Origin of the sequence: Mycobacterium sp. E796 (assembly GCF_001672815.1) — a bacterium.
Classification (GTDB): domain Bacteria; phylum Actinomycetota; class Actinomycetes; order Mycobacteriales; family Mycobacteriaceae; genus Mycobacterium.
Genome location: NZ_LZKK01000165.1, coordinates 1 through 24,376, shown reverse-complemented (window position 1 = coordinate 24,376; position 24,376 = coordinate 1). Strand labels below are relative to the sequence as shown.

At 69.5% G+C, this 24,376-nt stretch carries 25 protein-coding genes; 11 read left to right on the top strand and 14 right to left on the bottom strand.

The annotated features are described in order from the left end of the window. Nucleotides 1-2: 2 nt before the first annotated feature. Nucleotides 3-1,073: an NAD-dependent epimerase/dehydratase family protein gene (locus A5706_RS12075; protein WP_082964323.1), complete on the bottom strand. Its 1,071-nt coding sequence runs from the start codon at nucleotides 1,071-1,073 to the stop codon at nucleotides 3-5. Here A5706_RS12075 and A5706_RS12070 point away from each other — a divergent pair. After that, nucleotides 1,072-1,962 (top strand): glycosyltransferase family 2 protein, encoded by an 891-nt coding sequence (locus A5706_RS12070; protein ID WP_068130689.1) that lies wholly within the window; start codon nucleotides 1,072-1,074, stop codon nucleotides 1,960-1,962. The genes A5706_RS12075 and A5706_RS12070 overlap by 2 nt on opposite strands. Nucleotides 1,963-1,971: 9 nt before the next feature. On the opposite strand, the gene A5706_RS12065 is transcribed toward A5706_RS12070, so the two are convergent. From A5706_RS12065 to A5706_RS12045, 5 genes are all read right to left on the bottom strand, one after another. Further along, nucleotides 1,972-3,192, bottom strand: coding sequence for a glycosyltransferase (locus A5706_RS12065; RefSeq protein ID WP_068130686.1), 1,221 nt, complete (start codon nucleotides 3,190-3,192; stop codon nucleotides 1,972-1,974). Beyond that, nucleotides 3,189-4,178, bottom strand: a complete 990-nt coding sequence (locus A5706_RS12060) for a glycosyltransferase (protein ID WP_068130684.1) — start codon at nucleotides 4,176-4,178, stop codon at nucleotides 3,189-3,191. Before A5706_RS12060 ends, A5706_RS12065 begins: the two co-directional genes overlap by 4 nt. A 316-nt stretch (nucleotides 4,179-4,494) precedes the next feature. Then, nucleotides 4,495-5,550: a DNA topoisomerase IB gene (locus A5706_RS12055; protein ID WP_068130681.1), complete on the bottom strand. Its 1,056-nt coding sequence runs from the start codon at nucleotides 5,548-5,550 to the stop codon at nucleotides 4,495-4,497. A 119-nt stretch (nucleotides 5,551-5,669) separates the two neighbouring features. Continuing rightward, nucleotides 5,670-6,068, bottom strand: a complete 399-nt coding sequence (locus A5706_RS12050; RefSeq protein ID WP_068130679.1) for a heme-binding protein — start codon at nucleotides 6,066-6,068, stop codon at nucleotides 5,670-5,672. Nucleotides 6,069-6,337: 269 nt separating this feature from the next. Then, nucleotides 6,338-7,180, bottom strand: coding sequence for an SDR family oxidoreductase (locus A5706_RS12045; protein ID WP_068130676.1), 843 nt, complete (start codon nucleotides 7,178-7,180; stop codon nucleotides 6,338-6,340). 157 nt (nucleotides 7,181-7,337) lie between these two features. Here A5706_RS12045 and A5706_RS12040 point away from each other — a divergent pair, with 157 nt between their 5' ends. Further along, nucleotides 7,338-7,574 carry a general stress protein CsbD gene (locus tag A5706_RS12040; protein ID WP_068130674.1) on the top strand — a complete coding sequence of 79 codons (237 nt, stop codon included), beginning with the start codon at nucleotides 7,338-7,340 and terminating at the stop codon, nucleotides 7,572-7,574. 113 nt (nucleotides 7,575-7,687) lie between these two features. Then, nucleotides 7,688-7,969: a DUF3349 domain-containing protein gene (locus A5706_RS12035; protein WP_068130671.1), complete on the top strand. Its 282-nt coding sequence runs from the start codon at nucleotides 7,688-7,690 to the stop codon at nucleotides 7,967-7,969. A 4-nt stretch (nucleotides 7,970-7,973) separates the two neighbouring features. Here the strand turns inward: A5706_RS12035 and A5706_RS12030 are convergent, their stop codons facing one another. From A5706_RS12030 to A5706_RS12015, 4 genes are read right to left on the bottom strand one after another with little or no spacing between them, the layout of a single operon-like run. Next, complete coding sequence (locus tag A5706_RS12030; RefSeq protein ID WP_068130669.1) at nucleotides 7,974-8,738, bottom strand: endonuclease/exonuclease/phosphatase family protein; 765 nt, start codon at nucleotides 8,736-8,738, stop codon at nucleotides 7,974-7,976. Between the two features lie 55 nt (nucleotides 8,739-8,793). Then, nucleotides 8,794-9,351 carry a class I SAM-dependent methyltransferase gene (locus tag A5706_RS12025; protein ID WP_068130666.1) on the bottom strand — a complete coding sequence of 186 codons (558 nt, stop codon included), beginning with the start codon at nucleotides 9,349-9,351 and terminating at the stop codon, nucleotides 8,794-8,796. Continuing rightward, on the bottom strand, nucleotides 9,348-10,121 hold the full coding sequence (locus A5706_RS12020) for a PIG-L deacetylase family protein (RefSeq protein WP_068130663.1): 774 nt from the start codon (nucleotides 10,119-10,121) through the stop codon (nucleotides 9,348-9,350). The genes A5706_RS12025 and A5706_RS12020 overlap by 4 nt, the downstream gene beginning before the upstream one ends. 10 nt (nucleotides 10,122-10,131) lie before the next feature. After that, complete coding sequence (locus tag A5706_RS12015) at nucleotides 10,132-11,076, bottom strand: acyl-CoA dehydrogenase family protein (RefSeq protein ID WP_068130660.1); 945 nt, start codon at nucleotides 11,074-11,076, stop codon at nucleotides 10,132-10,134. 167 nt (nucleotides 11,077-11,243) lie between these two features. Here A5706_RS12015 and A5706_RS12010 point away from each other — a divergent pair, with 167 nt between their 5' ends. Beyond that, complete coding sequence (locus tag A5706_RS12010) at nucleotides 11,244-11,813, top strand: nucleotidyltransferase (RefSeq protein ID WP_068130657.1); 570 nt, start codon at nucleotides 11,244-11,246, stop codon at nucleotides 11,811-11,813. 127 nt (nucleotides 11,814-11,940) lie between these two features. Here A5706_RS12010 and A5706_RS12005 read toward each other — a convergent pair whose 3' ends face one another. Continuing rightward, a complete protein-coding gene (locus A5706_RS12005) occupies nucleotides 11,941-12,198 on the bottom strand; it encodes a Rho termination factor N-terminal domain-containing protein (protein ID WP_068130653.1) in 258 nt (85 codons plus the stop codon). Between the two features lie 19 nt (nucleotides 12,199-12,217). Further along, entirely contained in the window at nucleotides 12,218-14,347 is a 2,130-nt protein-coding gene (locus A5706_RS12000; protein WP_068130651.1) for a catalase, read from the bottom strand. A gap of 97 nt (nucleotides 14,348-14,444) precedes the next feature. Here A5706_RS12000 and A5706_RS11995 point away from each other — a divergent pair, with 97 nt between their 5' ends. From A5706_RS11995 to A5706_RS11985, 3 genes are read left to right on the top strand one after another with little or no spacing between them, the layout of a single operon-like run. Further along, entirely contained in the window at nucleotides 14,445-15,464 is a 1,020-nt protein-coding gene (locus A5706_RS11995; protein ID WP_068130648.1) for a chemotaxis protein CheB, read from the top strand. Next, the gene (locus tag A5706_RS11990; RefSeq protein WP_068130644.1) at nucleotides 15,457-16,215 is read left to right on the top strand and encodes an STAS domain-containing protein; all 759 of its coding nucleotides are present in this window, start codon (nucleotides 15,457-15,459) and stop codon (nucleotides 16,213-16,215) included. Before A5706_RS11995 ends, A5706_RS11990 begins: the two co-directional genes overlap by 8 nt. Before the next feature lie 52 nt (nucleotides 16,216-16,267). Next, entirely contained in the window at nucleotides 16,268-18,115 is a 1,848-nt protein-coding gene (locus tag A5706_RS11985; RefSeq protein WP_068130760.1) for a CheR family methyltransferase, read from the top strand. A gap of 13 nt (nucleotides 18,116-18,128) precedes the next feature. Here the strand turns inward: A5706_RS11985 and A5706_RS11980 are convergent, their stop codons facing one another. Beyond that, entirely contained in the window at nucleotides 18,129-19,022 is an 894-nt protein-coding gene (locus A5706_RS11980; RefSeq protein ID WP_068130641.1) for a chemotaxis protein CheB, read from the bottom strand. Between the two features lie 157 nt (nucleotides 19,023-19,179). Between A5706_RS11980 and A5706_RS11975 the strand changes: the two genes are divergently transcribed. The 3 genes from A5706_RS11975 to A5706_RS11965 are packed head-to-tail and all read left to right on the top strand — an operon-like array spanning nucleotide 19,180 to nucleotide 21,919. Then, nucleotides 19,180-20,337 carry a glycosyltransferase gene (locus A5706_RS11975; RefSeq protein WP_068130756.1) on the top strand — a complete coding sequence of 386 codons (1,158 nt, stop codon included), beginning with the start codon at nucleotides 19,180-19,182 and terminating at the stop codon, nucleotides 20,335-20,337. Beyond that, nucleotides 20,319-21,404, top strand: coding sequence for a helix-turn-helix transcriptional regulator (locus tag A5706_RS11970; protein WP_369831852.1), 1,086 nt, complete (start codon nucleotides 20,319-20,321; stop codon nucleotides 21,402-21,404). The genes A5706_RS11975 and A5706_RS11970 overlap by 19 nt, the downstream gene beginning before the upstream one ends. Before the next feature lie 47 nt (nucleotides 21,405-21,451). Beyond that, nucleotides 21,452-21,919 carry an SRPBCC family protein gene (locus A5706_RS11965; RefSeq protein WP_068130753.1) on the top strand — a complete coding sequence of 156 codons (468 nt, stop codon included), beginning with the start codon at nucleotides 21,452-21,454 and terminating at the stop codon, nucleotides 21,917-21,919. A 6-nt stretch (nucleotides 21,920-21,925) separates the two neighbouring features. On the opposite strand, the gene A5706_RS11960 is transcribed toward A5706_RS11965, so the two are convergent. Then, nucleotides 21,926-23,272, bottom strand: a complete 1,347-nt coding sequence (locus tag A5706_RS11960; protein ID WP_068130750.1) for a flavin monoamine oxidase family protein — start codon at nucleotides 23,270-23,272, stop codon at nucleotides 21,926-21,928. A gap of 158 nt (nucleotides 23,273-23,430) precedes the next feature. Between A5706_RS11960 and A5706_RS11955 the strand changes: the two genes are divergently transcribed. Next, nucleotides 23,431-24,376, top strand: a 946-nt coding sequence (locus A5706_RS11955; RefSeq protein ID WP_197517813.1) for an alpha/beta fold hydrolase, incomplete at its 3' end; no start/stop codon positions are given.

Sequence of the window (24,376 nt, the reverse complement as noted above, 5' to 3'; positions counted from 1 at the left end):
CCCTACTGCGCCAGTCGCTCGGGTTCCGGGACCCCCCACTGCGGGTCGTCGGCGGTGACGCGGAACCATTGGACGGTGGTGCGCAGCCCGGTGCGGTAGTCGATCCGCGGCTCCCAGCCCAATTCCCGGCGCGCCAGGGTGATGTCCGGGCATCGGCGTTGCGGGTCGTCCACGGCCGCCGGGGTGAGTTGGATCGTGGAGGTGCTGCCCGCCAGCCCGCGGATCAGCTCCGCCACCGCGCGCACCGTCAGTTCGATGGGATTGCCGATGTTGACCGGCCCGCTGAAATCGCTGCGCGCCAGCGCGATGAGGCCGGCCACGGTGTCGTCGGCGTAGCACAGCGAGCGGGTCTGCAGCCCCGTGCCTGACACCGTGAGCGGTTCCCCGCGCAGCGCCTGACGGCAGAACGTCGGAACCATCCGGCCGTCATCGGTGCGCATGCCCGGCCCGTAGGTGTTGAAGATGCGAGCGACGCCGACGTCGGCGCGCCGCAGGCGGTGGTAGGCGAACGTCAACGCCTCCGCGTAGCGCTTGGCCTCGTCGTACATGCTGCGCGGTCCCACCGGATTCACGTTGCCCCAATAGCTTTCGCGCTGTGGATGCAATTCGGGATCACCATAGACCTCGCTGGTGGACGCCAGCACGAACCGGGCCCCCGCGCGTTCGGCGATCTCCAGCGCCGTCGCCGTGCCCGCCGACCCGGCGAGCAGCGTGGCGATGGGCATCCGCTGATAGTCGATCGGCGACGCGGGCGACGCCAGATGGAACACGGTGTCGAACGACGCACCGAGGACGTCGACGGCACCGGGATCGCAAATGTCCTGCCGCACAAACTCATAGCCGGTCCGCCCGGCCAGCCGCTGCGCCGCCCCCGGCGGGCTCGTGGACAGGTTGTCCACGCTGACGACTTCCACGCCGGTTCCGAGGAGCTGCTCGCACAAGTGGACGCCCAGAAAGCCGGCACCCCCGGTGACGAGCACACGCGATAATGGCCGCACCGCGTTCTCGTACCCCGCGGTTGTCCTATGAAACGGGGTTTCGGCGACCGATTCCCGGGTAGCCGCAGCGGTCATGGCCGCCTCAGCTGGAAACGAGCCCCGAACCTCCTTCGTCATCGCGACGCGTGACCGCGCGCAAGAGCTTCGCGACGTGCTGCATCGACTGCTCGATACGACCGGTTGCCCGATTCTCGTGGTGGACAACGCATCCCGTGACGGATCGGTGGCGACGGCCGCTGGGATCGCGGGCCGCTCCGGCGGCCGGGTGACGGTCATCCCGCTGAGCCGCAACGACGGCGCCGTCGCTCGCAACGTCGGGGTGGCGCGGGCCGCCACGCCGTATATCGCGTTCTGTGACGACGACTCATGGTGGGAGCCAACGGCTCCCGCGCTTGCCGAGGAGATTTTTGACCGGCATCCCACCGTCGCGCTGCTGGCCGCCCGCACCGTGATCTGGCCGCAGCGACGCGACGACCCGCTGGTGGCCGAATTCGCCGCCAGTCCGCTCGGTCGTGATCCGGGCCTACCGGGCCCGTCGATCCTCGGTTTCCAGTCCTGCTCGGCGATGGTGCGCAAGGCCGCGTTCGAGGCGGCCGGCGGTTTCAGCCCCATCCTGCACTTCCGCGGCGAAGAGGACTTGCTCGCTTGGGATCTTGCCGCCGACGGCTGGAACCTGTGCTTCTCCTCCGAGCTGGTGGCGTACCACCAGCCTTCGACGGTTCGATCGGCGAGCCGGGTCCAACAAGCGCGCGTCCGGCGCAACGCGTTGCTGAGCGCGTTCCTGCGCCGCCCGCCGCGGCGCTGCGCCAGGACCGCGGCCGCCCTCGCGTGGGCCGCCAGCCACGACCGCGCCCACGCGATCGCGTTGCTCGAGGCCGTGGCCGCACTGCCGGCCGCGCTGCGCGCCCGGCGCCGACTGCCCGACCCGGTGGAGCGATCGGTGCGCCTGCTCGAAACACGTTGAACCATCGCGCTATCCGGAACGGGTGTTGAGGGTGCTGACCTCGCGCCGCGCCCGCGCCAGCTTTTCGTAGACGCGTTCGGTGTCGGTCCCGATGCGGTCCCAGGTGTAGCGCGCGCGGGCGCGGTCCCGCCCCGCGCGGCCCATGGCGGCGCGCCGCCGGCCGTCGTCCAGGAGCGGGTTGATCGCCTTGGCCAGGGCGGCGGGATCCTTCGGCGGCACCAGGCGACCGGTCACGTCGTCGACAACGGTGTCGCGTATGCCGCCGACCGCACTGGCCACCACGGGCACCCCGCAGGCCATCGCTTCCAGTGGCACGATCCCGAAGGGCTCGTACCACGGGGTGCAGGCCACCAGGTCGGCCGAGCGCAGCACGGCCGGCATCTCGCCGCGTGTGATCCCGCCGAGCAGCCGCACCCGGTCGGCCACACCGAGCTGATCGGCCAGCCGGTGCAACCGCCGTGCCTCGTGGTCGCCGGGCAGGGCCGCGCGCGCCGGGCCGCCGACGATGACGAGCTCGGCGCCGGGGATGCGCGGCATGGCCCGGATGAGCGTCTCAAAACCCTTGCGCGGCACCAGGCGTCCGACCGAAACGATCCGCTTGCGGGCGCCGCGCGGGGCGGCGGGCCCGTCCGGGCGGAACGCGTCGATGTCGACACCGCAGGGCACCACCGACGTGTGCGAGCGGGCGCGTCCCATGCGGACGAGCTCGAAGACCTCGTCGGTGCTGGTGGCCGCCACCCAGTCGGCACCGCGCGCGACGAGGGCCTCCAGCCCGATGCGGCAATCCGGGCTGGTGTCGTCGGCGCCCTGGTGGTACCGCTTGACGAGGCCCAGCGCGTGGAACGTCTGCACGGTGGGGATCCGGTGCTCTCGCCCCGCCCGCTGGGTGGCCAGCCCCGACATCCAGAAGTGCGCGTGAGCCACGTCGGGTGGTCGGGCCCGCCAATGCCCCGCCAGGAAATGGGCGAAGCCGTACATGTATTGCAACAGTTGATCTTTGGGCAGCGCGCAAGCCGGGCCCGCGGGTACGTGCACCACCGAGTAGCCGTGCTCCGTCTCGACGCACTCGGGCTGCTGGGGGTCGTCGCGGCGGGTGAACACCACCACGTCGTGGCCCCGCCGCGCCAGCGCGGCCGACAGCTCGGCGACATGCACGTTCTGCCCGCCGGCATCCACGTCCCCCAGGTGGGCCAGCGGGCTGGCGTGTTCGGAGATCATCGCAATCCTCATGCGGGCTCCCTTCTGAATTCGCTGCACTGTTCGGAAATCACTTCGTCCCATTCGGCGAGAAACCGGTCCAGCCCGAAGCGGGCGGTGGCGAATTCGCGCGCGGCCTTACCCGCGGCCACCGCCGCCGCGTGGTCGTTCATGAAATCCCGCAGTCCGCCGCCCAGGGTGGTGACGTCGGCGGCGACGACGCCCGCCTCGCCGGGCACCACCAGGGGCGCCATCGTCGTTCCCACGGCCACCACCGGCATCCCGAGGAACATCGCCTCGATGAGCGAAAGTCCCAACGACGTCCAGCGGGCGGTGTGCAGGTACACGCGGTGCCGCGCGATCTGGTCCCACAGCTGTGGAGCCGAAACGTCACCGCGCCCGGTGACGCCGCCGCGGTTCGCGTAGAGCGACTCCGTGCCGATGCCCCACACGTCGATCGGCGCGTATGCCGACAACGGTTCGAGCAGGTCGGCTCCCACGGTGCGCCCGCGCCGCTGTGGCTCGTTGATCATCGCGGCCGCCCTCGGCACGTCGCCTGTGTAACGCGGGCCCGGATCGGCCATGCCGTGATCGATCACCCGCGTCGGGGCTCGGCCGTTGTCCCACATCAGCCGGTTGAAATCGGTGACATGAACGAGCGGGATGTCGCGGCGGTCCGCGACCTGATGCCGGCTGCGATCGGCGAACGGGCGCGGTGCGTTGTGCTCGACGTACACCCCGGGCACGTCGGCACCCACCCGGCGTCCGGCCCACCGGGCCACCAGCGCGGCCTCGTGCGGACGCTGCAACACCACCAGATCGATGTGCTGGCGCGCCAGTTCGCCGAGCGCGATCTCGCGCGCGTTGGGCCACTTTCGCCCGGCCAGTCCGATGCCGTCGGCGCCGCCGTCGGCGGCCACCGGAATCAAATACCGGTGTCGGCCCGCTACGAACGCCTGCGTCCAGGACCCATGGACGTGCCACAGCAGCACGTTCTTCGCGGAGCCTGAATTGAGCATGGCGAGCGAAATACCCTATAGGTCATTACATAAACGGCGTTTCTCCCGCCGTCTCCTCCCGCGGGAAACGCGTCCCCCGGCGCATTCAGACACCAGTTGCTTTGTCGTGCAATCGATTTCAATTGGAGGGGCTGCGGCCCGAGCGCCGCAGCGCGCCCCGCAGCCGTCCACGGTGCGAAATCGGCGGAGACATCGGTCGCGTGCGCGCGGCCTGCGCTGGCCGGTTGTGCTGGCACGTTGGTAGTTGGCCGCCTCGTCGCGGGAGAAACACTTCGCAATCTGGATATCGCCGCGCCGGCTGCCGCGACGCCCCGGTTCACGCGGTTTTGGGCAGTTGGGATGCTCCGGATGAGCTGTGGCCCTTGGCAACTCGGCGAATGAGCATGCGGGTCGCCTTCTCCAGAATCTCTTGTCTGGCCTCGGGTCGGCGGGCGCGTTCGGCCCGACGCGCCGCCGTGTCGACCGTCAGGCCCTGCTCGTAGCCGCTGACGACGCGCGGGTCGACATACGATCCGCGAGCCACCGCGGGGGTGTTGCCGAGTTCCTCGGCAACCTCCTTCATGACCGCGGACTCGACGCGCTTGACCACCCGCTGCGACACGGGCGGGTCCGCGTCCGCGAACGCGGCCGCGGCCAGCACCGTGCCGTGCCAGGTGCGCAGATCCTTGACCGTGTACTGGTCGCCCACCATCTCCTTGAACCGCGCGTTGAGGTCGTCGGACCGGATGTCGACCCACCCGGATCCGGTACGGCACACCAGCAGTCGGTCGGTGCGCTGCGGGCGCCGCATCAGGGCGCGCACCGCGCGAACGATTTCGGCGTCCTCGATTTCCACCGTGCGCCGCACCCCGCTCTTGGCGGGAAAGTCGAATGCGACCGCGTGGCTGCGCACCGTCACGTGGCTGCACAGCAGGGTGGCCAAGCCGTAGGACTCGTGCTCCTCGGCGTACTGCTCACCGCCGGCGCGGAAATAGCCGCGGTCGAGCAGGCGCAGCGCGACGGCCAGCACCCGCTCACGCGTCAAGCCGCGGCACGCCAGATCTTTGGCGATGCGCGCCCGCCACATCGGCAACTGCACCGACAGCTCCAGCACGCGGTCGAACTTCTCCTCGGCCCGCTCCTGCTGCCAGGCCACGTGATAGAGGTACTGCCGGCGGCCGGCCGCGTCCGTGCCGACGGCCTGGATGTGGCCCTTCGGATCGGGCGATATCCACACCTTCTTCCATGCGGGCGGAATGACAAGGTCCTTGATGCGCGCCAGAGTGTCCGGATCGGACAGCCGGTTGCCCTCGGGGTCGTAGTAGGCGAAGCCTTTCCCCCGGCGTTTGCGTGCGATCCCCGGCTTGCCCAGATCGCTGCGACGCAGCCGCATCGTTGCCTCCAGTCCGATTGGCTCCCATTGGCTGACTGCACAAGTACCCGCTCAATACCCGCCGGCGGTGCACGCGAAACGACCCGCCACGGCGTTGTGGCGGGTCGTCTCTCGGCGGGTCAGCCGGCCATGAACTCCTGATAGGCCGACTCCAGGAACGGCGGCAGGGCCGTGACGTTGCACTGCCGTTCGGTGTCCCCGATCGGCGCCAGGATGCCGCGCAGGTCGTAGTACTGCTGCGGATGCGAGGTGAAGTAACCGCGCAGGTTCGACTCGGCCTCCGGCCGCGGCTGCCCGTAGGCGGCCGTGACCACCTGATTGGCGTCCGGGTGGGCGGCCAGGTACTGCTGCGCCGCGCCCTGGACCGACGACACGGTGGCGTTCACCCCGCCGGGGCTGCAGTCGGGCGCTGCGGCCGCGGACGGGGCGCCGATGATGCCCACGGTCAATCCCCCGAGCAGGAAGCCCGCGCTGATGCCGGCAACTCGCCGGCGCGCGACGATACTGCGGTTTTTCATGATCAGTCTTGTCCTTCGAAATTGATCAATTGATTTCTTCTCAGAGAGGCTCCCGATCCTCGAAAACCAAGGTAGCGGAAGCCAAAAGGGGCCGTTTCGCCGTAAGAAGAACACCGCGAACCACGCGTGGCCCGATCGCCCCACGAGCCCCATTTTCGCTAAGTGAGCAAATAAATACGACCGCCAATGTTGAGAATTCTTAGAGAACGGGCCCGGTTCTTAACCAATCGTGACACCGATCGTGACGCAACCGTGACGTTGCTCGGGGTCTAACGGCTGGTGTGGGAAAGGTCCCGCGTTCGCAGCCTCGTCGGGGCAGCGCCGCCGTCGGCGGCCGACTCGCCGTCCGTGCCGGGGGACGAGAGGGAGCGCAGCCACGTGTCTAGGTCGGGGCCGACGACGATGGCGCCGTCGGACGCCAACAGCGCGCCGGTGCCGAGCGCACCGAGCGCGGGCGGCACGGCGCGCACGCGGCGATTGTCGCCGCGCCGGGCGAGCACTTTCGACGTCAGTTCTGGCAGGCGAACCGCCTCCGGGCCGGCGATCGTGCGTGGCCGGTGCGTCTGCCCCAGGGCCGCCTCGACCAGCACGTCGGCGACGGTGTCGGCGGCGATGGGCTGGATCAGCCAGTCCTGGACGGCCACCTCGCCGTCGCGGGAACTCACCGCGGCGGGGTTGGTGGCGAACTCGTACCACTGGGTGGACTTCACCAGGGTCACCGGCACCGGCCCGTCGAGCGCGATCTCCTTGGCCGCGCGTTTGGCCTCGTAATAGGGAAAGCCGTCGAACGAGGGATCTTCGATCCCGGCGACCGTCAACACCACCAGGCGCTGGACGTCGCGTGCGGCGCACGCTCCCACGACGTTGCGGGTCGCGGTGGCCACCGTCTGGGTGATGTTCGACCGGCCGTCCGCGGGCATCGGGTTGGACACGTCGATCACGACGTCGACCCCCGCCAGCGCCTGGAACAACCCCCGTCCCGAGATCACGTCGACGCCGTGTGCGCGGGAGATCTCGACAACCTCGACGTCGCGAGCCCGCAGCCGGGCGACGACGCGGGACCCGGCCGTGCCGGTCGCCCCTAAGACAGCAATGGTGCTCAGTGACTCCACCCCCTTGAACAGTCGGGGGCAGTAACTACCCGGAAATATCGCTTTCAAACGAACGAGTTCGCTCGGACCGCAATCGGGCGCGGGTGTTTGGCCCCGCGCCGGGCGGGAAGCCGGTAGATGCGAATCGAGACGTAATCACCGAGAGGGAGGTCGACCGATGGGCGATCAGAAGAGCGGACCACAAGAGGCCGTCAGGGGCACCGTCGAAGGCGTCAAGGGCAAGGTCAAGGAGGTTGGCGGGACCGTCACCGGCCGCGACGACCTCGTCGAAGAGGGCCAGGCTCAGCAGGACAAGGCGGACGCCCAGCGCGATGCGGGTAAGAAGGAAGCCGAAGCCGATTCGGCGCGCGCCGGCGCCAAGGCCGCCGAAGAGCGCCAGAAGGAACACCAGTAAGCGATTTCCAAAGGGGCCCGGTCCGGCAGTCGGACCGGGCCCCTTTGGTTTCAAACCGGCACGCCGGGTTATTCCTGGCAAGAACCGCCCGGCGTGGCGGCGGGAGGTCAGGAATGGTCCTACGCGACACGGTGTCGAGCATCATCGCGTTTCTGCGCGCCGGTTATCCCACCGGCGCGCCGCCCTTCGGCTACGCGCCGCTGTTGGCGCTGTTGCCGCGGCGAGTGTGCGACGACGAGGTCACCGCGATCGCGACAACCCTCACCGGGCGGGAGCGCCGGTCGATCGACAACGCCGACGTCGGCGCGGAGATCCTCCGGGTCACCGACGAGATGCCCGCCCCGGACGATGTCAACCGGGTCCAACGGCGACTCGACGCGATGGGCCGGGCCTGAGCGCTCACGCGTGCTCCAGGTCGACCGCCAGCGGCCGGTGATCGGAGATCGGCATCACTTCGGACTGAACGGCGCCGCCGCGCAGGCCGGGGTCGTCGGTCAAGATGTGGTCGAGCTGCCGGTTGGGGATGTGCGCGGGAAAGGTTGCGGCCGCGGCCAGGGGCCGCATGCCCGACCACCGGCGCACCGCGTCGGGCGTCATGTTGAGGTCACCGGTGAGCAGCCGCGGCCCCGGAAAGCCGCGCAGGTCGTGGATCAGCCGGCGCAGCTGGCGCCGATTCCAGCCGGGCACGAATGACAGGTGCGTGTTGGCCACCGTGAGCCCGCCCAACGGGGTGTGCAGCTGGGCGATCACCGCCGCGCGCGGTTCCTCGTCGACGACCATCACCCGGTTCGGCCCGGGCAGGTACATGGGAAACCGCATGGGGATACGGGGCAATCGCACCACCTGCCAGCTGGCCACGGGATACCGGGACAGCAGCGCGATCCCGTAGGCCGCCGTACCGGGTTGTTCCTCGCCCGTGGCGGCCATCCAGGTCGCGCCCGGCGTACCGGAGATCGCGGCGACGAACCGATGCTCCACCGCGCCCATGGCTTCCGCCGCGACCGCCGTGAGGTCGGCGCGGGACGAGCGCGGTTGTTCGCAGTCGACCTCCTGCAACCCGAGGATGTCCGGATTCAACCGGCGCACGCAGTCACGCAGCCGCGCAGGATCCACCCCGTTTCCGACGGTGCGGCCGTGCAGGATGTTGAAGGTCGCTACGCGCATACCCTCTTCGATACCCACTCCCGGGCTGCGGTCACCAATTCGCGGCCAACCGCCGTCACCGGTGTTCGAACACCTCGATGACGAGGTCGCGGTCCCCATAGCGGGCGATGGACGTCAGCCCGGGCGTCTCCGCGATGACGGCGTGGGCCGCGTCGCCGGTGAGGGGGTGGTCGGCCACGGGGTGGCGCCAGTGTGCGGCAACGACTTTCGCCCCCGGCCGCAGCCGCGGGCATTCGCGGGCCAACAACGCGGCCAGCGCGTCGGCCACCAGGTCGCAGGCGACCTCGCTGAGCATCAGCAGGTCGAAGGGCCCGGGCGGCCACGCCGCGTCCCGGGGTGACAGGTACAGCGTCACCCGATCCCGGCTGCCCGCCCGCCGCAGTCGCGCGTCCGCGCTGCGCAGCGCCCCATCTTCCACGTCCATCGCGGTCACCCGATCGCATCGCGCCGCCAGTTGGGCGGTCAGCGTCCCGGTCGAGCAGCCCGGCTGCAAGGCGTGCCGATACCGGCGGTCGGGCAGCACCGCCAGGGTGATCGCGTCCCTGCGCTGTTGGTACCACGCCTTCGGTAGCGGCCGGGAATCCTCGATGCCGGCATACGCCGCGGTGGTCACCGGAATACCACCTCGCCCACCGCGAGCAGCCGTTGCAGCACGAACGGCGGGACGGCGGGGGCGGCCCCGCCGACGGCCGGCTGGAGCTGGCTGCGAAAACAGTGCGCGGCGAGGCGTTTGCGGGCGAGCGCCCGAGTGGGCACGGGCACCGAGCGGGCGCGGTGCCAGGGCACCGTCGGGTCGGCCGGGCTGGCCCAGTGCCACATCCACACCGGATATTCCAGCAGCACGGCGCCGGTGCGCCGGCACGCCTCGGTGGCCGCACGCCCCACGGCCTCGTGGTCGGGGTGCCCGTCGCCGCGCCAGGTGGCGGCGCACCACGTCCCCGCCGCGGCGGCGCCGAGGATGCGGGCGAGGAGGTCGGTGACTTCGTCCTCGTGGTCGGCCAGCCGCCCGTCGGGCAGCCCCAGCGACACCGGCTCCGGGATACCCAAAATGCTTGCCGCCCGGCAAAGCTCGTACCTGCGGGTGATCTCCCAACGCGCCCGCTCCCACGCCGTCGCACCCGGGCGGGAAGCGCCGCCGTCGGTGAGCGAAATCACCTGCACGTCGACGCCCGAGGCGACCAGTTGGGCGGTGGTCGCGCCGAGTCCCAGCGTCTCGTCGTCGGGATGGGCGGCGACGACGACCAGCCCGGGACACGCGCTCAGGTCCAGTGCCGGCAGCGGTTCGGAGTGCAGGGCGGCCAGCCACACCGGCGTCGGGGTGCCGCCGCGGGTGAGCGGCTTGGCCGCAAACTTGGCGCAATTGCTTGCCCGCAGGGTTTTCATGGCCCGGCTTTCATGACCGTCGCCCGGCGAGGCGCCCGAGTTCGGCCAGGTCCCGCTCGGCGTGGCTTTGCCGGATGTAGATGGTCAGGTCGGCGACGCGCTGGGCGTGTCGCCCGTCCTGACACAGCGGGCCTGGCCCCAGGGCGCGACCGGTGCGCGTGATGGCCTCGTCGACGGCGTGTTCCACGACCGTGCGCGCGCGACGGGCCAGCAGCTGGGCGGTGTTGGACCGGTCGAAGGGATCGGCGTCGATCTGCATCGCCGCCGCGGTCAGGATGGCGTCGCCGGCGGCCAGCGCGGCGTCCACCGCACCCAGGTGCGCCAGGGTGTAGGCGTCCGCCGATTCACTTGTGGCGCAGCGATATAACGGCTCTGCGACCCGTCGCGCACCGCCGAGCCAGCAGGCGGCGACGCCGGTGGCGCCGTGCCAGAACCCGGGCCGGGTCAGGTAGTCGTCGGGGTCACCCACCGCGACGGCGCGCGCGTTGGTGAATTGCACGGCCCTGGTGTCGCTTCCGGCCATCCCGACGTTCCACCAGGTGGTCGGCAGCGCCTTGACGGCGGGTTCGGTGACCGGCACCGCGAACAGCCCGCACCGTCCGTCGTCGAGCCGGGCGGTCACCAGCGCGTGCGTGCAGAACCCGGCGCCCGAGCACCACACCTTGGTGCCGTTGAGGATGATCGCGCCGCCACGGATCCTGGTCGCAATCAGCGCGTCGTCGGACGATTCGGCCGCCCACACGCCCCACAGCTGGTCGGAATCGGGCGGCTTGCCGCCGAGCTCGTGCAGGATCGCGACGGCGTCGGCGTGGGCCTCCGCGATCCGGGCCGCCACGATGTCCTCCTCGGCCAGCCGGGCCAGGCGTTGCCAGCGCTCGGCGGTGCGTCCGGAGGCGGGCAGCGGCAGCTCGAGCCGTCCCGACTCGAGCCAGTGCTTCACCAATCCCGCCGTCACGGGCGATCACCTACGACCACGACGGCAGCCCCGTCGCACACGCGCAACACTGGGGCTGACATAACACAAGACTTGCCAATGCGACGGCCGCTTAAACGGACGACGAACCATGTCACGCGAATCCCGCACAGGTTGCCCGGCCGACAGGCGGGTATCACCTATGCACGATGACAGCCGCCCAGACGCCTTCGGATGTGTCCTGCAATGAGCTGCGGGAGGCGTTGCGTGGTGCGGCGTCGGCGCTCAAGGAACATGGGCCGCGCTTCGCGTTGGCGGGCACCTATGCGTTGTGGGCCTTCGGCGCGCCCGAACCCAGCCACGACGTGGATCTCGTCGTGGCCGAGACCGATGTGGCGAGCGCCGAGGCCACCCTCGCCGGCGCCGGATTCGTGATCGAGCACCCCCCGGAGGACTGGTTGTTCAAGGCGCGCACCGGCGACACCGTCGTCGACGTCCTGCACCGCATCAACGGCGAGTGCGTCGAGCCGGCGACGCTGGACTGCGCCGAGCAGCGCGACGTGTTGGCGATCGCGATGCCCGTGCTGCCGCCGACCATGGTGGTCGTCCAGAAGCTGCGCTCCCTGAACGAGCATCACTGCGACTTCGCCAAGCTGCTGCCGCCGGTGCGGGCGGTCCGCGAAAGGCTGGACTGGGAGCACATCCGGTCGCGGACCGCCGACAACGACTACGCGGTCGCTTTTTTGGTGCTGGCCGACCGGCTGGGGCTCACCGGCTAGTTGAGTGTGCGCTGGCGGTTTTCCGTGTGCATCCACGGTGGGATTCCGGCGATTCTTCCGCCCAGGATTCACACGCAAGGACCACACTTCACACTCAACGTCCAAGGCCCCGGCTGGGCAGCGCAGCTCAGTGGTTGCGCAGCTTGGCGATCAGCTTGTCCTTGGTCAGGCCCGAATAGCCGGACATGCCAAGCTCTTTGGCCTTCTTCTTCAACTGCGGGACCGTCCAGTCGGCATAGGATCCCGCCTTGCCGCCCTTGCGGCCCACGGACGACTTGCCCAGGCCCGCGGCCGCATTGGAGATCCGCGCGGCCTTTTCCTTCGAATCACCCTTCTTGCGCAGATCCTGATACATCTTTTCGTTCTTGATCGACGATCGCGGCACGATTGATCCTCCTTTACGGTTACGCGGGCACCGGGTCGGTCTGGCGTTCCCAGCAGCGGTGGCGGGCCAGGGCGGCGGCGAACTCCTCGACGAATTGGTCGGGGAGATCGTCGGCGGCCGCGGTCGTGGTCACGACGGACCGGTCGCTCACCACGTCGGTGGCCGAGTCGCTATCGGAGGCGAGGCGGGTGTCGATGTGCGCGGCGCGCAGCAAGTCGATCCCCTTGCCGTACGCACCGATCGGCTTGAGGTGCTTGTAGGCCTCGACGACGAAGTGCACGGCGTAACCGTCGCCCGAAAGCGTGGCCACCGAATCCGGCCCGCACGCCACCACCACCGCGTCGTAGAGGACCGACGCCATCGTCGTGAACGCCCGGTCCACGGGAAGCTCGCCGCCCGACCCGCCGCGCAGGGTTCCGCCGGCGACGGGCGCCAGAACCTCGACCGTCGCGCCGCGCTCGGCCATCAACTCCTTGAAACGTTGCGTCCCAACCACATCCACGCCGTCCGCGGCCAGGACGGCTATCTTGCGCGACTCGATGGTGTCCCCGGAATTGGCTGCACCGATTTGGGACAGTGCCGGCGACGAGGCAACCTCCCCGTCGACCGCTTCGTCGGGCGGCGCGGGCAGCCCCAGCTTCGCGGCCACCTTGGTGGCCAGCCCGTGGTCGACGCGGGCGAGCTGCGCCACCACCGCCGAGCGGATGTCGGGCACTTCGACCTTGCCCAATTCGAAGGCGAACGCGGCGACGATGTGTTCGGCCTCGACCGCCGACATGCTCTTCCAGAACATTCGCGCCTGGCTGTAGTGATTCTCGAAGGACTTCGCGCGCTTGCGCATCGCTACGCCGTCGATCCGCTGCGTGTAGTGGCGGAACACGTCGTCGTTGGCAAGCGCCGGACACCCGCTGCCGAGGGTGTTCTTGTAGTAGCTGGTCCGACCCTGCGGGATGGCGTGCTGCGAGTAGCCGTCCTGCTGGTTGTTGCGGACGTCGGCCACCGGCCGGTTGACCGGCAGCTGCGCGAAGTTGGGCCCGCCCAGGCGGATCAACTGCGTGTCCAGGTAGGAGAAGTTGCGGAACTGCAGCAGCGGGTCGTTGGTGAAGTCGATTCCCGGTACCACGTTGGCGGTGTGAAAGGCGACCTGCTCGGTCTCGGCGAAGAAGTTGTCCGGGTTGCGGTTCAGCACCATCTTGCCGACCGGACGGACCGGAACCTGTTCCTCGGGAATGATCTTCGTGGCGTCGAGGAGGTCGAAATCGAAGTTGAACTCATCGGCCTCGGCCACGAGCTGCACCCCGAGCTCCCACTCGGGATACTGGCCGGCCTCGATGGCCTCCCACAGGTCGCGCCGGTTGTAGTCGGGGTCCTTGCCGGCGATCTTTTGGCATTCGTCCCAGATCAGCGAGTGCACGCCGAGGCGGGGCTTCCAGTGGAACTTCACGAAAGTCCCTTCGCCGCTGGCGTTTACCAGGCGGAAGGTGTGCACACCGAACCCCTGCATCATGCGGTAGCTGCGCGGCAGCGCGCGGTCCGACATCAGCCACATGATGGTGTGCAGCGTCTCGGGCTGCAGGGACACGAAGTCCCACAGCGTGTCGTGCGCCGAGGCCGCCTGCGGAATCTCGTTGTGCGGCTCGGGTTTCACCGCGTGAACGAAGTCGGGGAACTTGATCCCGTCCTGGATGAAGAAGACCGGGAAGTTGTTGCCCACCAGGTCGTAGTTGCCCTGCTCGGTGTAGAACTTGGTGGCAAAGCCACGCACGTCGCGGACGGTGTCGGCCGAGCCGCGCGATCCGGCCACCGTGGAGAACCGCACGAACACCGGGGTCCGGGTGCCCGGCGTGGTCAGGAATTTCGCCGCGGTGTACTCGGCCAGCCAGTCGTCGTACGGTTCGAAGACGCCGTAGGCGCCGGCGCCGCGCGCGTGAACGACGCGCTCCGGGATCCGCTCATGGTCGAAGTGGGTGATCTTTTCCCGGGCGTGAAAGTCCTCCAGCAGGGTGGGTCCCCGCTCGCCGGCGGTCAGCGAATCGTCGGTGTGATCGACGCGGACCCCCTGCTGAGTGGTCAGGTATCCGGTGTCGCGGCGCACGCGCGACGGCTCTAGGTCGCGCTGTTTTGGATCAGGTGTGTCGTTGGCTCCCATGAGGCTCGGTTACCACGGTTGGCGGGTCATAAACGGGCCCGCGTTTTCCCTGTCTAACGACCGCCCGGTTACGTAGGCTTGATGCGGGTAGCCGAGGGTGGTGATTGACGCGACCAAGCAAAACGATGGGCTGCGCGGAGTGGTCGCGATCGGCGCCTCGGCCGGGGGAGTCGAAGCGCTCTCACGCCTGGCCGCCGGTCTGTCGCCGGATTTGCCGTACGCCTACTTGATCGTGCTGCACATGCCCGCCGGTGCGCCCAGCGTGCTGGCCCGGATCGTCGACCGCAGTGGACCGCTGCCGGCGGTCACCGCCGAGGACGACGCCCCGCTGCTGCCCGGACACATCTACGTCGGCAGCCCGGACCGTCACCTGCTGGTCGCCGACCATCGCGTAGTCCTGTCACAGGGCCCCACCGAGAACGGGCATCGGCCCGCCATCAACGCACTATTCCGCTCGGTCGCCGTGGCGTTCGGGGCGCGCGCGATCGGGGTGTTGCTGTCGGGCGTGCTCGACGACGGGGTGCTGGGGCTCGCCGCGATCCGCTCGCGCGGCGGCACAACCATCGGTCAGGCACCGCAGGACGCGCTGTTCGGGGCGCTGCCGGCCAACGCGCGTGACGCCGGCGTGCTGGATCGACAGGCCGTGGCGGCCGAAATCGGCGCCGTCCTCAAAGAGCTGGCCCAAGAGGAAACAGAGGACCCGAGCATGGAGCCCGACGCGGCGCTGGACCTGGAGAACCGTATCGCGATGACCTCCCGGTTCTCGACCAACTTCGACACGCAAGACCTGGGCGCGCCGTCGGGCTACACCTGCCCCGACTGCCATGGATCGTTGATCGCGATCAGCGAGGGCCACTTTCGCTGTCACGTCGGGCACGCCTGGACGGCCGACGCCTTGCTGGCCGCGCGGGATGACGAAGTCGAGGGTGCGCTGTGGGTCGCCCTGCGCAGCCTGCAGGAGAAAGCCAAATTGGCCCGGCGAATGGCCGACAAGGCGGGCCCCGGTCCGGTTGCCCGGCACTACAACACGCTCGCCGAGGAGAGCGAAAGGGCGCTGACCGTGCTCGGCGGCCGGCTGGCCGCTAACGCTCCTGATCGCGGGGATCCCGGTGACTGAAGCTTGGCCGGCCGTCCGGATCGATGCCTCGACTCAGCGGGATGTGCCGATCCTGGTGATGGATGGGGTGCTGGACAGCTCCACGTATCGGACCGTCCGTGACACCGTGATCAAGGCCGCGCTCGACGAGCCGCGCGCCGTGATCGTCGACGTCAACCGCCTGTCCGCGCCGTCCGCGTCGGCGTGGACCGTGTTCACCAGCGCCCGCTGGCACGTCAGTGTGTGGCCGGACGTGCCCATCCTGCTGGTGTGCGAGCAGCCGCGGGTCCGGCGGTCGATCGCCGCCGGCGGCGTGACCCGGTACGTGCCGGTGCATCCCACCCGGATGTCCGCGCTGGACGCCGTGCACGGCCAGCCCCTGGCCGTCCGGCGGCGGGCGCGAAGCGAGCTGCCGGCGGACGGGCAAAGCGTCGGCCTGGCCCGCGCCGTGATCACCGACTGGCTCACCCAATGGGACAAGCCCGACCTGATCCCGGTCGCTGCAACGGTCGGCACCGTGTTCGTCGAAAATGTCCTCGACCACACCGAGAGCGCGCCGGTGCTCATCGTGGAGAGCCATCGGGACACCGTCACCGTCGCGGTGGAGGATTGCAGCGACCGCCTCCCCGGGAGGCACGAAGACGGCGATCGCGGAGCCGAAATCGTCTCCGGGCTGGCGATCGTGTCCGCGTTGTGCCGCTCGTGGGGCGCCACTCCGACGTCGTCGGGCAAGACGGTGTGGGCACTGGTCGGGCGCGAAAATCTGCTGTGACGTCGGAGTAGTGTTCGAGTCCGACGACGAACGCTCTTGCGACGGGACCTTGATGGACGGCACGACGGACGAGGCCTTCGAGGCTTTGTTGCGCTACATGCGCGATTCCCGCGGCTTCGACTTCACGGGCTACAAGCGCACGTCGCTGATGCGCCGGGTCCGGCATCGCATGGACCAGGCGGGATACACCACATTCGAGGAATACCTGGACGTGCTGCAGGCCAGCTCCGACGAATTCGCCTCGTTGTTCAACACCATCCTGATCAACGTCACCGCCTTCTTCCGGGACCCCGAGGCCTGGGAATTCGTCAGCGCGGAGGTGGTCCCGCGGATGCTGGCCGAGCGCGGGCCCGGTGACCCGATCAGGGTGTGGAGCGCGGGGTGCGCCTCCGGGCAGGAGGCCTACACGCTGGCCATGCTGCTGGCCGAGGCGATGGGACCAGATGAGTTCCGGCAGCGGGTCAAGATTTACGCGACCGATATCGACGAGGAGGCGCTCGCCGAGGCGCGCACGGCATCCTACGACGCCAAGGCCGTCGAGTCGGTGCCGCCGGACCTGTTGCCGCGCTACTTCGAACAGGTCAACGGCCGCTACGTCTTCCACAAGGATCTGCGCCGCGCGGTCATCTTCGGGCGCAACGACTTGGTCAAAGACGCACCGATCTCGCGCGTCGATCTGCTGGTGTGCCGCAACACCCTGATGTATCTCAACGCCGAGACACAGCGAAACGTGGTGGGGCGCTTGCATTTCGCGTTGGCTCCGCAGGGAACGTTGTTTCTCGGGCACGCCGAGATGCTGTTGAGCCACAGCGACCGCTTCGCTCCGTTGAACCTCAAGAACCGGATCTTCCGCAAGGTCGCCGGGACCCAGATCGCGGGGGATCGCTATGACCCCGCCGCCGCGTTCTACGAACGTCACGGCGAGCTGCCGGGCTTGACGACGGTGCGCGACTTGGCTTTTCGCGCCAGCCCCGTGGCCCAGATCGTGATCACCGGCGAGGATACGGTCGCGATGATCAACCAGCAGGCCGAGAACGTCTTCGGGCTCTCGGCCCGCGACATCGGCCGGTTGCTGCGCGACCTCGAGGTGTCTTACCGCCCGGTAGAGCTGCGCGCCTACCTCGAGCAGGCGAAAGTCGAGCGGCGGTCGGCGCGGATCCCAGACGTCAAGTGGCAACGGCCCGGCACCGAGACCGTGTGGTTCGAGATCCACGTCAATCCGCTCGTCGACGCCGAGAACGGCCTGCTCGGTGTGTCGATCGTGTTCTTCGACGTCACGGCGACGCGCGCCTTGCTCGACAAGGTGGTGCAGACCAACCGCCAGCTCGAGGCGGCGTACGAGGAGCTGCAGTCCACCAACGAGGAACTCGAGACGACCAACGAGGAATTGCAGTCCACGGTGGAGGAGCTCGAGACGACCAACGAGGAGCTGCAGTCCACCAACGAAGAGCTCGAGACGATGAACGAGGAGCTGCAGTCCACGAACGACGAGCTGCACACCATCAACGAAACGCTGCGCGAACGCAGCGTGGAGCTGGACGACGCCACGAACTTCCTGGATTCGCTGATCAATTCGGTGCGTCTGGGGATGGTGGTCGTCGACCGGGAAATGCGGGTGGTGGTGTGGAACCGGGGCTGCGAGGACCTGTGGGGACTGCGGGCGGACGAGACGACGGGCTCGAGGTTGACCGCGCTGGACATCGGATTGCCACTCGATAGCGTGCGGCCGCTGATCGGCAACGCGTTCGTCGATCCGGAAAGTTCCGGTGAAACGGTGGTGGACGCCGTCAACCGGCGCGGCCGCCCGGCACGGGTGCGGGTGGTTTGCACACCGTTTCGATCGGGCGACGCGAGCGTCGGCGGCGCGCTGCTGCTGATGGAGGTCGTGAGCCAGTCGTAACGTGGCGCGGCGGTCAGTGTCCCCACCGCGCGGCCGCCTCCGAGGCCGCTTGGTGCGCCAATTGCGCGCGGCGCAGCGACTCCTGGGCCCTGCGCCGCGCGATCGACACAGTCTGCTCGGTCGCCCCGAAACCCTTGGACAGCTCCTGGCGCCTGCGCCGCAACTCGGCCGCGCGCAGTCGCGCCTGCTCAGCGCGGGCGGCCGCGCTGTTGGGGGCGGGCTCCATCGGTCGGTCCGTCGAAGCCGGCGCCGGCGGCCTCGGTGGTATGGCGGACCGGCCCTTTTCGGGTAGCGGGTCGGACAGGGGGCCGGGCAGGGGGTTGGGCAGCGGTGCGCCTCCGACGATGTCCGCCAGGACCCGCCCGATTTCATGAATCGGCAGCACGAAATCGGCTCCGGCGCGCGCGGCGGCGAGCGGCAGCGACGGGTACTGCGCGGTTTCCGGGCTCTGGGCGATCACGATCGCGCCGGCCTGCTTCATCGCCACGGTGCCGACGGCGCCGTCCCGCCCGGAGCCCGACAACAGCACCGCCACACCGCGTGCTCCGTACGACTTGGCCACCGACGCCAGCAGCACGTCGAAACGCCGCTCGAGCAGCGCGGCCATCTTGCGAAGGCGAGAGCGACCGTCGGGCATCATTTCCAGATGCATCCCCGGCGGGCAGACCACGACCTGCCCCGGCAGGACCGGCCCACCATCCTTTGCCCAGGTCACCCGGTGGAGCGTCTGTCGGCCCAGGATCGTCGGAAGCACGCTGGCCAGGCCGCCGAGATGCTGTTGCACGACGACCGCGGCCGCAAATTCCGTCGGTAAATCGTGAAGGACGATGGACAACGCGTCCAACCCGCCGGCCGACGCCAGCAGTACCACCAGCTCGACCCGCGGACGCGCCTCAGCCGTCGTCATGCTCCCAGTGTTCCCCCTCGGAAGGCTCCTTCCCAGCCATATCCGCGACGCGAAACACCGGCCCCGGGAGCGAAGGGCGCGAAGTCCGGCGTTTCGCCGGCCGTAAGCCGGGTAGCTCTCTTGGGTTGGGCGCAGCGCGGGCGGGAGGCTAGGCGTGGTGAAGATTGCAATCGTCACCGGCGACGACATCGTCGGCGACGACCCAGAGCAACTTTCCGCGGCGCTCGCGGCCCGGGGCCACGCTGCGACGGCCTATGTCCGGGGTCGGGGTGCTATCCACGTGGGTCCGGCCGAGCCGGCGCCCGCCGAGGCGGTCCTGCCCTACGTCGGTGACTGGGCGGGGGTCCTCGAGCGCCTGTGGTCGGCCGACCGGCCGGACGTCGTACACGCGTACGGCTGGCTGGGCGGGTTGGCCGCCCAGTTGGCCGCGCGACGCCATCACATACCGACCGTGCAGAGCTTCCAGGGGCTGGCCGTGACGTCACGCTCCAACGGTGCCGCCGAGAAGCGCGGGCGCGAACGCGAACGCATCGAGCCGTTGCTTGCGCGTGGCGCGACGTGGGTGACGGGTGAGTGCAGCGCCGACGCCGATGTGCTGGCCCGGCTACGGCACGGGCGGGCTCGAGCGTCCGTCCTGTGCAGCGGCGTCGATGTGGAGCGATATAGCCCGGTGGGCCCCGCGATCGACCGCGACGCGCGTCACCGGATTCTCTGCTTGGCGCCGAATCCGTTGTCGGATAACGGCTTCGACGTCGCCATTCGGGCGCTGCCCAAGGTCGTGGGTGCGGAGTTGGTGATCGCCGAAACCGCCGCTCGCGAGTCCGGCCACGACCGGGCGCGCGCCGAGCTGAAACGTTTCGCCGCCGAGTGCGGCGTCGCCGACCGGGTCCGCTTCGCGGGGGCCGTCGACGACGACGACCTGCCGTCGCTGCTGCGATCCGCCGACGTGGTCGCGTGCACGCCGCGGCGACCACCGCGGGCGACACCGGTATTGCAGGCCATGGCCAGCGGAGTGGCGGTGGTCGCGCTACCGGTAGGCGTCCTGACCGATGCCGTGGTGGACGGCGTCACCGGGTTGCTGCTGCCGCGACGCAGCCCCGCCGCGGTCGCTGCGGCGTTGAGAAGCCTTCTGGCCCAAAGCTTTCAGTGTGACAGCATGGGCGCGGCGGGGCGAAGCCGCGCCGTCTCACGTTTCTCCTGGGACCGGATCGCGCTCGACGCGCTGAACATTTATCGACAACTGGCCTCGCGAACGTCGGGTCCCGCCGTCGCCACGGACGGCGCGACGGTGCGGCGATCGGCCGCGCGGTCATGACGACCACCGCCGTCGGCGCCGTCGGTGTGGCGGGCGAACCCGACGAGATCCAGGTCGACCTGCGCCCCGCCCGCCCCGCCGTCGCGCGCGACCCGGCGTCGACCCAAAGCGCGGCGGCGGTCCGCTACGAGCAGTTCCGCACCGTCCAGCCCGACGCCATGCGCCGGTTCTTCGCCGGCGTGTACAGCCCGGGCTGGCGCGTCAGCGGCCTCACGACCCGTTCGGCCGTCACCCACCGGCGCTGCGCGGCGGCTTCGATGGCGATCGACGAGGTGCTGATCCACGGCCCGGCGATCTTCGAAATCCCGCCCGCCGAAAACCCTGCGGAAAACATTGTCGTGATTCAGCCCCGGGCCGGATCGCTGACCCTGACGGGCGGACCGTTCCCGAATGTCGACTGTCCCGTCCTGGTCGCCCACGGCATGTCGTGTGCGCTGCAGGTGAACGGCGCGCGGTTCGATGTGGTGACCATCGCGCCCGACGCGTTGCACAAGATCACCGTGGACTGGCGCTCGGCGCCCTCGCAGCGCATCCGGTTCCTCAACTGGCGCCCACGGTCAAGGGGTGCCGTGCGCGCGTGGCATCGGGCACTTGATTACGTGACCGCCGCGTTGGCCGCGCCCGACACCGCCCAGCAGCCGATGATCGTGGCCGCGATGGCCCCCCTGCTGGCCGGCGCGCTGCTCGAGTGCTACCCGTCCAACGCCACCGAACAGGACCTGGCGGGTGACCCCTCGCTGCCCGAGACGCTGAAGGAGGCGGTCGCCTTCATCCACCGGCATGCCGCCGGCGACGTGAGCATCAACGACATCGCCGGGGCGGTGCACCTGACACCCAGGGCGGTCCAATACCTGTTCCGGCGCCAGCTCGACACCACTCCCACCGAATACGTGCGCCGCGTGCGCCTGCATCGCGCGCACCAGGAGCTGCTCGCCGGCGAGCGCGCCGGCACCACCGTCACCGAGATCGCGCAGCGTTGGGGCTTCGCGCACACCGGGCGGTTTGCGGTGCTGTATCGACAGACCTACGGCCAGAGCCCGCATACCACGCTCAAACAGGTCAGATAACGGCTCTACCGGCCACCGGGTTCTGAGCGGCGCATAGCATGGGCCGAATGGTCGAGATTCACGTCGAACGAACGATCGCCGCACCCGTGGGACAGGTCTTCGACTGGCTGGCCGACCCCGCGAATCTGGCCGCCGCTCCGCTGGTTCTCAGGGCCGGTTATGCGAAGGATTCGCCCGGCCACGGCGCGGGCGCGGTGCGCGAGGTGGTCGGCATCGGCACGTGGTTCCGGGAGGAGATCACGGCCTACGATCGGCCGGGCGGCTATTCATATCTCATCGTTCGGTCGTTTCCGCCGTTCAACCACGAGGGCGGCACACTGACATTCACCGGGTCGACGTTCACCGGGTCGAAATTCACCGGCTCGGGGGACGGCACCCACGTGGACTGGCTGAGCAACTACACCCATCCCGCTCTGGCTGGGGGCAAGCTGCTGGAGGTGGTCAGCTATCGGCTGCTGCGCTCGAGTTTCCTTGCCATCCTCGATGCCTGCGCGAATGCGCTCGAGACCGAATAACCGCCCTCACCCGCTCAGCCGGTGCATCACTTGGCCCGCGGCGTATCGGCCACTGACCATGGCGCCGGTCACGGTGGCCGGATTGTTGACGCCGACGGCCTCACCCGCCAAGTACAGCCGGTCGCCGATCGGCTCGGCCAGCCGGCGCCGATCGGCGAGACCGGAACCGGGCGCGTGGAACGAATACGAGCCCAGCGCGTAGGGGTCGACTGACCAATTCGACGTCCGCACGTCGACCGCGGCGCCGTCGCCGCCGAACAGCTGGCGCGCGATCGGCAGCGAACTGGCGATCAGGTCGCCCGGCGCGGCCGACTCCGCCCACCGGCCGCGCTCACCGGCGTTGAACGCCAACACGATTGGGCCCGCCCCGCTCGGCAGCGTGAACCATTGTGACCACGCGCCCGGCTCGCTGCCGATGTACTGGTAGAAGGCGTTCTCTACGTCCCACGTTCGCCGGGGGAAGCGAAAGTAGCTCTTGGACAACACGCCGAATCCCAACGCCTGCACGGCCTTTCGATGTTCGTCCGGAAGGGGCGGTTCGAAGGCGATCGCCCCGGATTTGAGCACCCCCAGAGGCACGGTGACGATCGCGGCGGGCCCCTCGAACGACCGGCCGCCGGCCCGCACAATGACGGAGCTGTTGCGGCGCGCGATCGCGGTGACCGGCGTCTTGAGCTGGATCGGCAGACCCTCGGCAAGCAGCCGGGGCAGGGCGTCGTAGCCGTTGGTGATCACGTCCTGGTCGCCGTCGGCGTACTCGCCGCGGTCGAAGGTCGTGGCGGACAACTGATCCACGCCGGCGGCGTATTCGTTCTCGATCTCGGAGGTCAGGTAAAAGGCCAATTGGGCGCGGTCGGAATCGGCAAGCTCGGCGCGGGTTGCCGCGGCGTCGACGGCGGCGCCGAGACTCCCGTCGTCGACGCGGCCGCGCGCCCGTTTCACGAAGGTGCGCCAGGTCTGCGGGTCGTAGGCCAGCGGCGGGAGCCGCGGATCGACGGCCAGCTTCGCCCATCCGTAGTAGTCGGTGGGAGCCAGCTGTGCGCGCGCCTTCTGCGCCAGCTCCACCAGTGGATTGTCCGTCGTGCCATGGATCCAGGACGCGCCCATCTCGAGCGGTGTGCCCCAGTCCCGGTCCGTGTACACCCGGCCGCCGATGCGGTCGCGGGCCTCGATGACGCGCACCGGCCATCCGGCATCGGCCAGGCTGCGGGCGGCGGACAGGCCGGCCATGCCGGCGCCGACGACCAACACCGCCTTGCTGTCCGGCGCGGGCGGCGGGCCCGAGCCGCAGCCGGCCGTCAGCCCGCCGCCCACGAGGCTGGTCGTGGCCACGAAGAACTCCCGACGGGACATCGGGTACACGGCTGTCAGCGTCTCACAAGTTGTTGCACGATCGTGCCCGAAATCGACGCGTGTAATGGGCCGTTTTCACCAGTTCGTCGTTGACGTAGGGCTACACTTCGCCTACATCCGGAACTGGCGAAGGGGCCGTGTTCGAAGGGGGAACGGCGATGAGTGCCGAGCTGCCACCAAGCCGCACCCTGACCGTGCGAGCGCCCGACGGGACCGCGCTGCACGCCGAGGTTTTCGGGCCGCCCGACGGCTATCCGATCGTCTTTACGCACGGGATCACCTGCGCGATCCGCGCCTGGGCCCACCAGATCGCCGACCTGTCGACCGAATACCGGGTCATCGCGTTCGACCATCGCGGCCACGGGCGCAGCGGCATTCCCCGGCGCGGCGGCTACAGCCTCGAACACCTTGCGGCCGACCTGGATTCGGTGCTCGAGGCGACACTGGCGCCGCGCGAGCGGGCGGTGCTGGCCGGGCATTCGATGGGCGGCATCGCCATCGCCGCGTGGTCGTCCCACTACCGCGACAAGGTCCGCCGGCGCGCCGACGCCGTCGCGCTGATCAACACCACCACCGGGGATCTGGTGCGCCAGGTGAAACTGCTGTCGGTGCCGCGTGAACTCTCGCTGGCACGCGTCCTCGCGGCCCGCGGCCTGATCACCGCTTTCGGCGGGTTCCCCCTGCCGGCCGCGGCCCGGATTCCGAGCCGCTACGTGGTCGCGATGCTGGCCGTCGCCAGGGACGCCGACCCGGACGCCGCGCGGGTAGTCTACGAGCTGTTCGCGCAGACCTCTGCCGCCGGGCGCGGCGGCTGCGCCAAGATGCTCGTCGATGCGCTGGGATCGCGCCATCTCGAATTGGACGGGCTGACGGTGCCGACCCTGGTGATCGGCAGCGAGCGCGACCGCCTGACACCAATCGGCCAGTCCCGCAGGTGGCGGTTCACCTCGCGCGGCTGTTCGAGCATCGAGCAGTGGCCACCGGGCAGCTCGACCAGGCCGACGACGTTGGGCGCGGTTCGAGCGATCCTGCGGGACTGGCCGATTGGTGTCAGGCGGTCGCGCTCGCTGCCGATCACCAGGGTCGGCACCGTCAGCCCGTCCA

Bases quoted from the DNA above. Each gene is read 5' to 3' on its own strand.
- A5706_RS12070 (WP_068130689.1), top strand. From the start codon at position 1,072: ATGGCCGCCTCAGCTGGAAACGAGCCCCGAACCTCCTTCGTCATCGCG.
- A5706_RS12075 (WP_082964323.1), bottom strand. From the start codon at position 1,073: ATGACCGCTGCGGCTACCCGGGAATCGGTCGCCGAAACCCCGTTTCAT.
- A5706_RS12065 (WP_068130686.1), bottom strand. From the start codon at position 3,192: ATGAGGATTGCGATGATCTCCGAACACGCCAGCCCGCTGGCCCACCTG.
- A5706_RS12060 (WP_068130684.1), bottom strand. From the start codon at position 4,178: ATGCTCAATTCAGGCTCCGCGAAGAACGTGCTGCTGTGGCACGTCCAT.
- A5706_RS12055 (WP_068130681.1), bottom strand. From the start codon at position 5,550: ATGCGGCTGCGTCGCAGCGATCTGGGCAAGCCGGGGATCGCACGCAAA.
- A5706_RS12050 (WP_068130679.1), bottom strand. From the start codon at position 6,068: ATGAAAAACCGCAGTATCGTCGCGCGCCGGCGAGTTGCCGGCATCAGC.
- A5706_RS12040 (WP_068130674.1), top strand. From the start codon at position 7,338: ATGGGCGATCAGAAGAGCGGACCACAAGAGGCCGTCAGGGGCACCGTC.
- A5706_RS12035 (WP_068130671.1), top strand. From the start codon at position 7,688: ATGGTCCTACGCGACACGGTGTCGAGCATCATCGCGTTTCTGCGCGCC.
- A5706_RS12030 (WP_068130669.1), bottom strand. From the start codon at position 8,738: ATGCGCGTAGCGACCTTCAACATCCTGCACGGCCGCACCGTCGGAAAC.
- A5706_RS12020 (WP_068130663.1), bottom strand. From the start codon at position 10,121: ATGAAAACCCTGCGGGCAAGCAATTGCGCCAAGTTTGCGGCCAAGCCG.
- A5706_RS12010 (WP_068130657.1), top strand. From the start codon at position 11,244: ATGACAGCCGCCCAGACGCCTTCGGATGTGTCCTGCAATGAGCTGCGG.
- A5706_RS12000 (WP_068130651.1), bottom strand. From the start codon at position 14,347: ATGGGAGCCAACGACACACCTGATCCAAAACAGCGCGACCTAGAGCCG.
- A5706_RS11985 (WP_068130760.1), top strand. From the start codon at position 16,268: ATGGACGGCACGACGGACGAGGCCTTCGAGGCTTTGTTGCGCTACATG.
- A5706_RS11980 (WP_068130641.1), bottom strand. From the start codon at position 19,022: ATGACGACGGCTGAGGCGCGTCCGCGGGTCGAGCTGGTGGTACTGCTG.
- A5706_RS11965 (WP_068130753.1), top strand. From the start codon at position 21,452: ATGGTCGAGATTCACGTCGAACGAACGATCGCCGCACCCGTGGGACAG.
- A5706_RS11960 (WP_068130750.1), bottom strand. From the start codon at position 23,272: ATGTCCCGTCGGGAGTTCTTCGTGGCCACGACCAGCCTCGTGGGCGGC.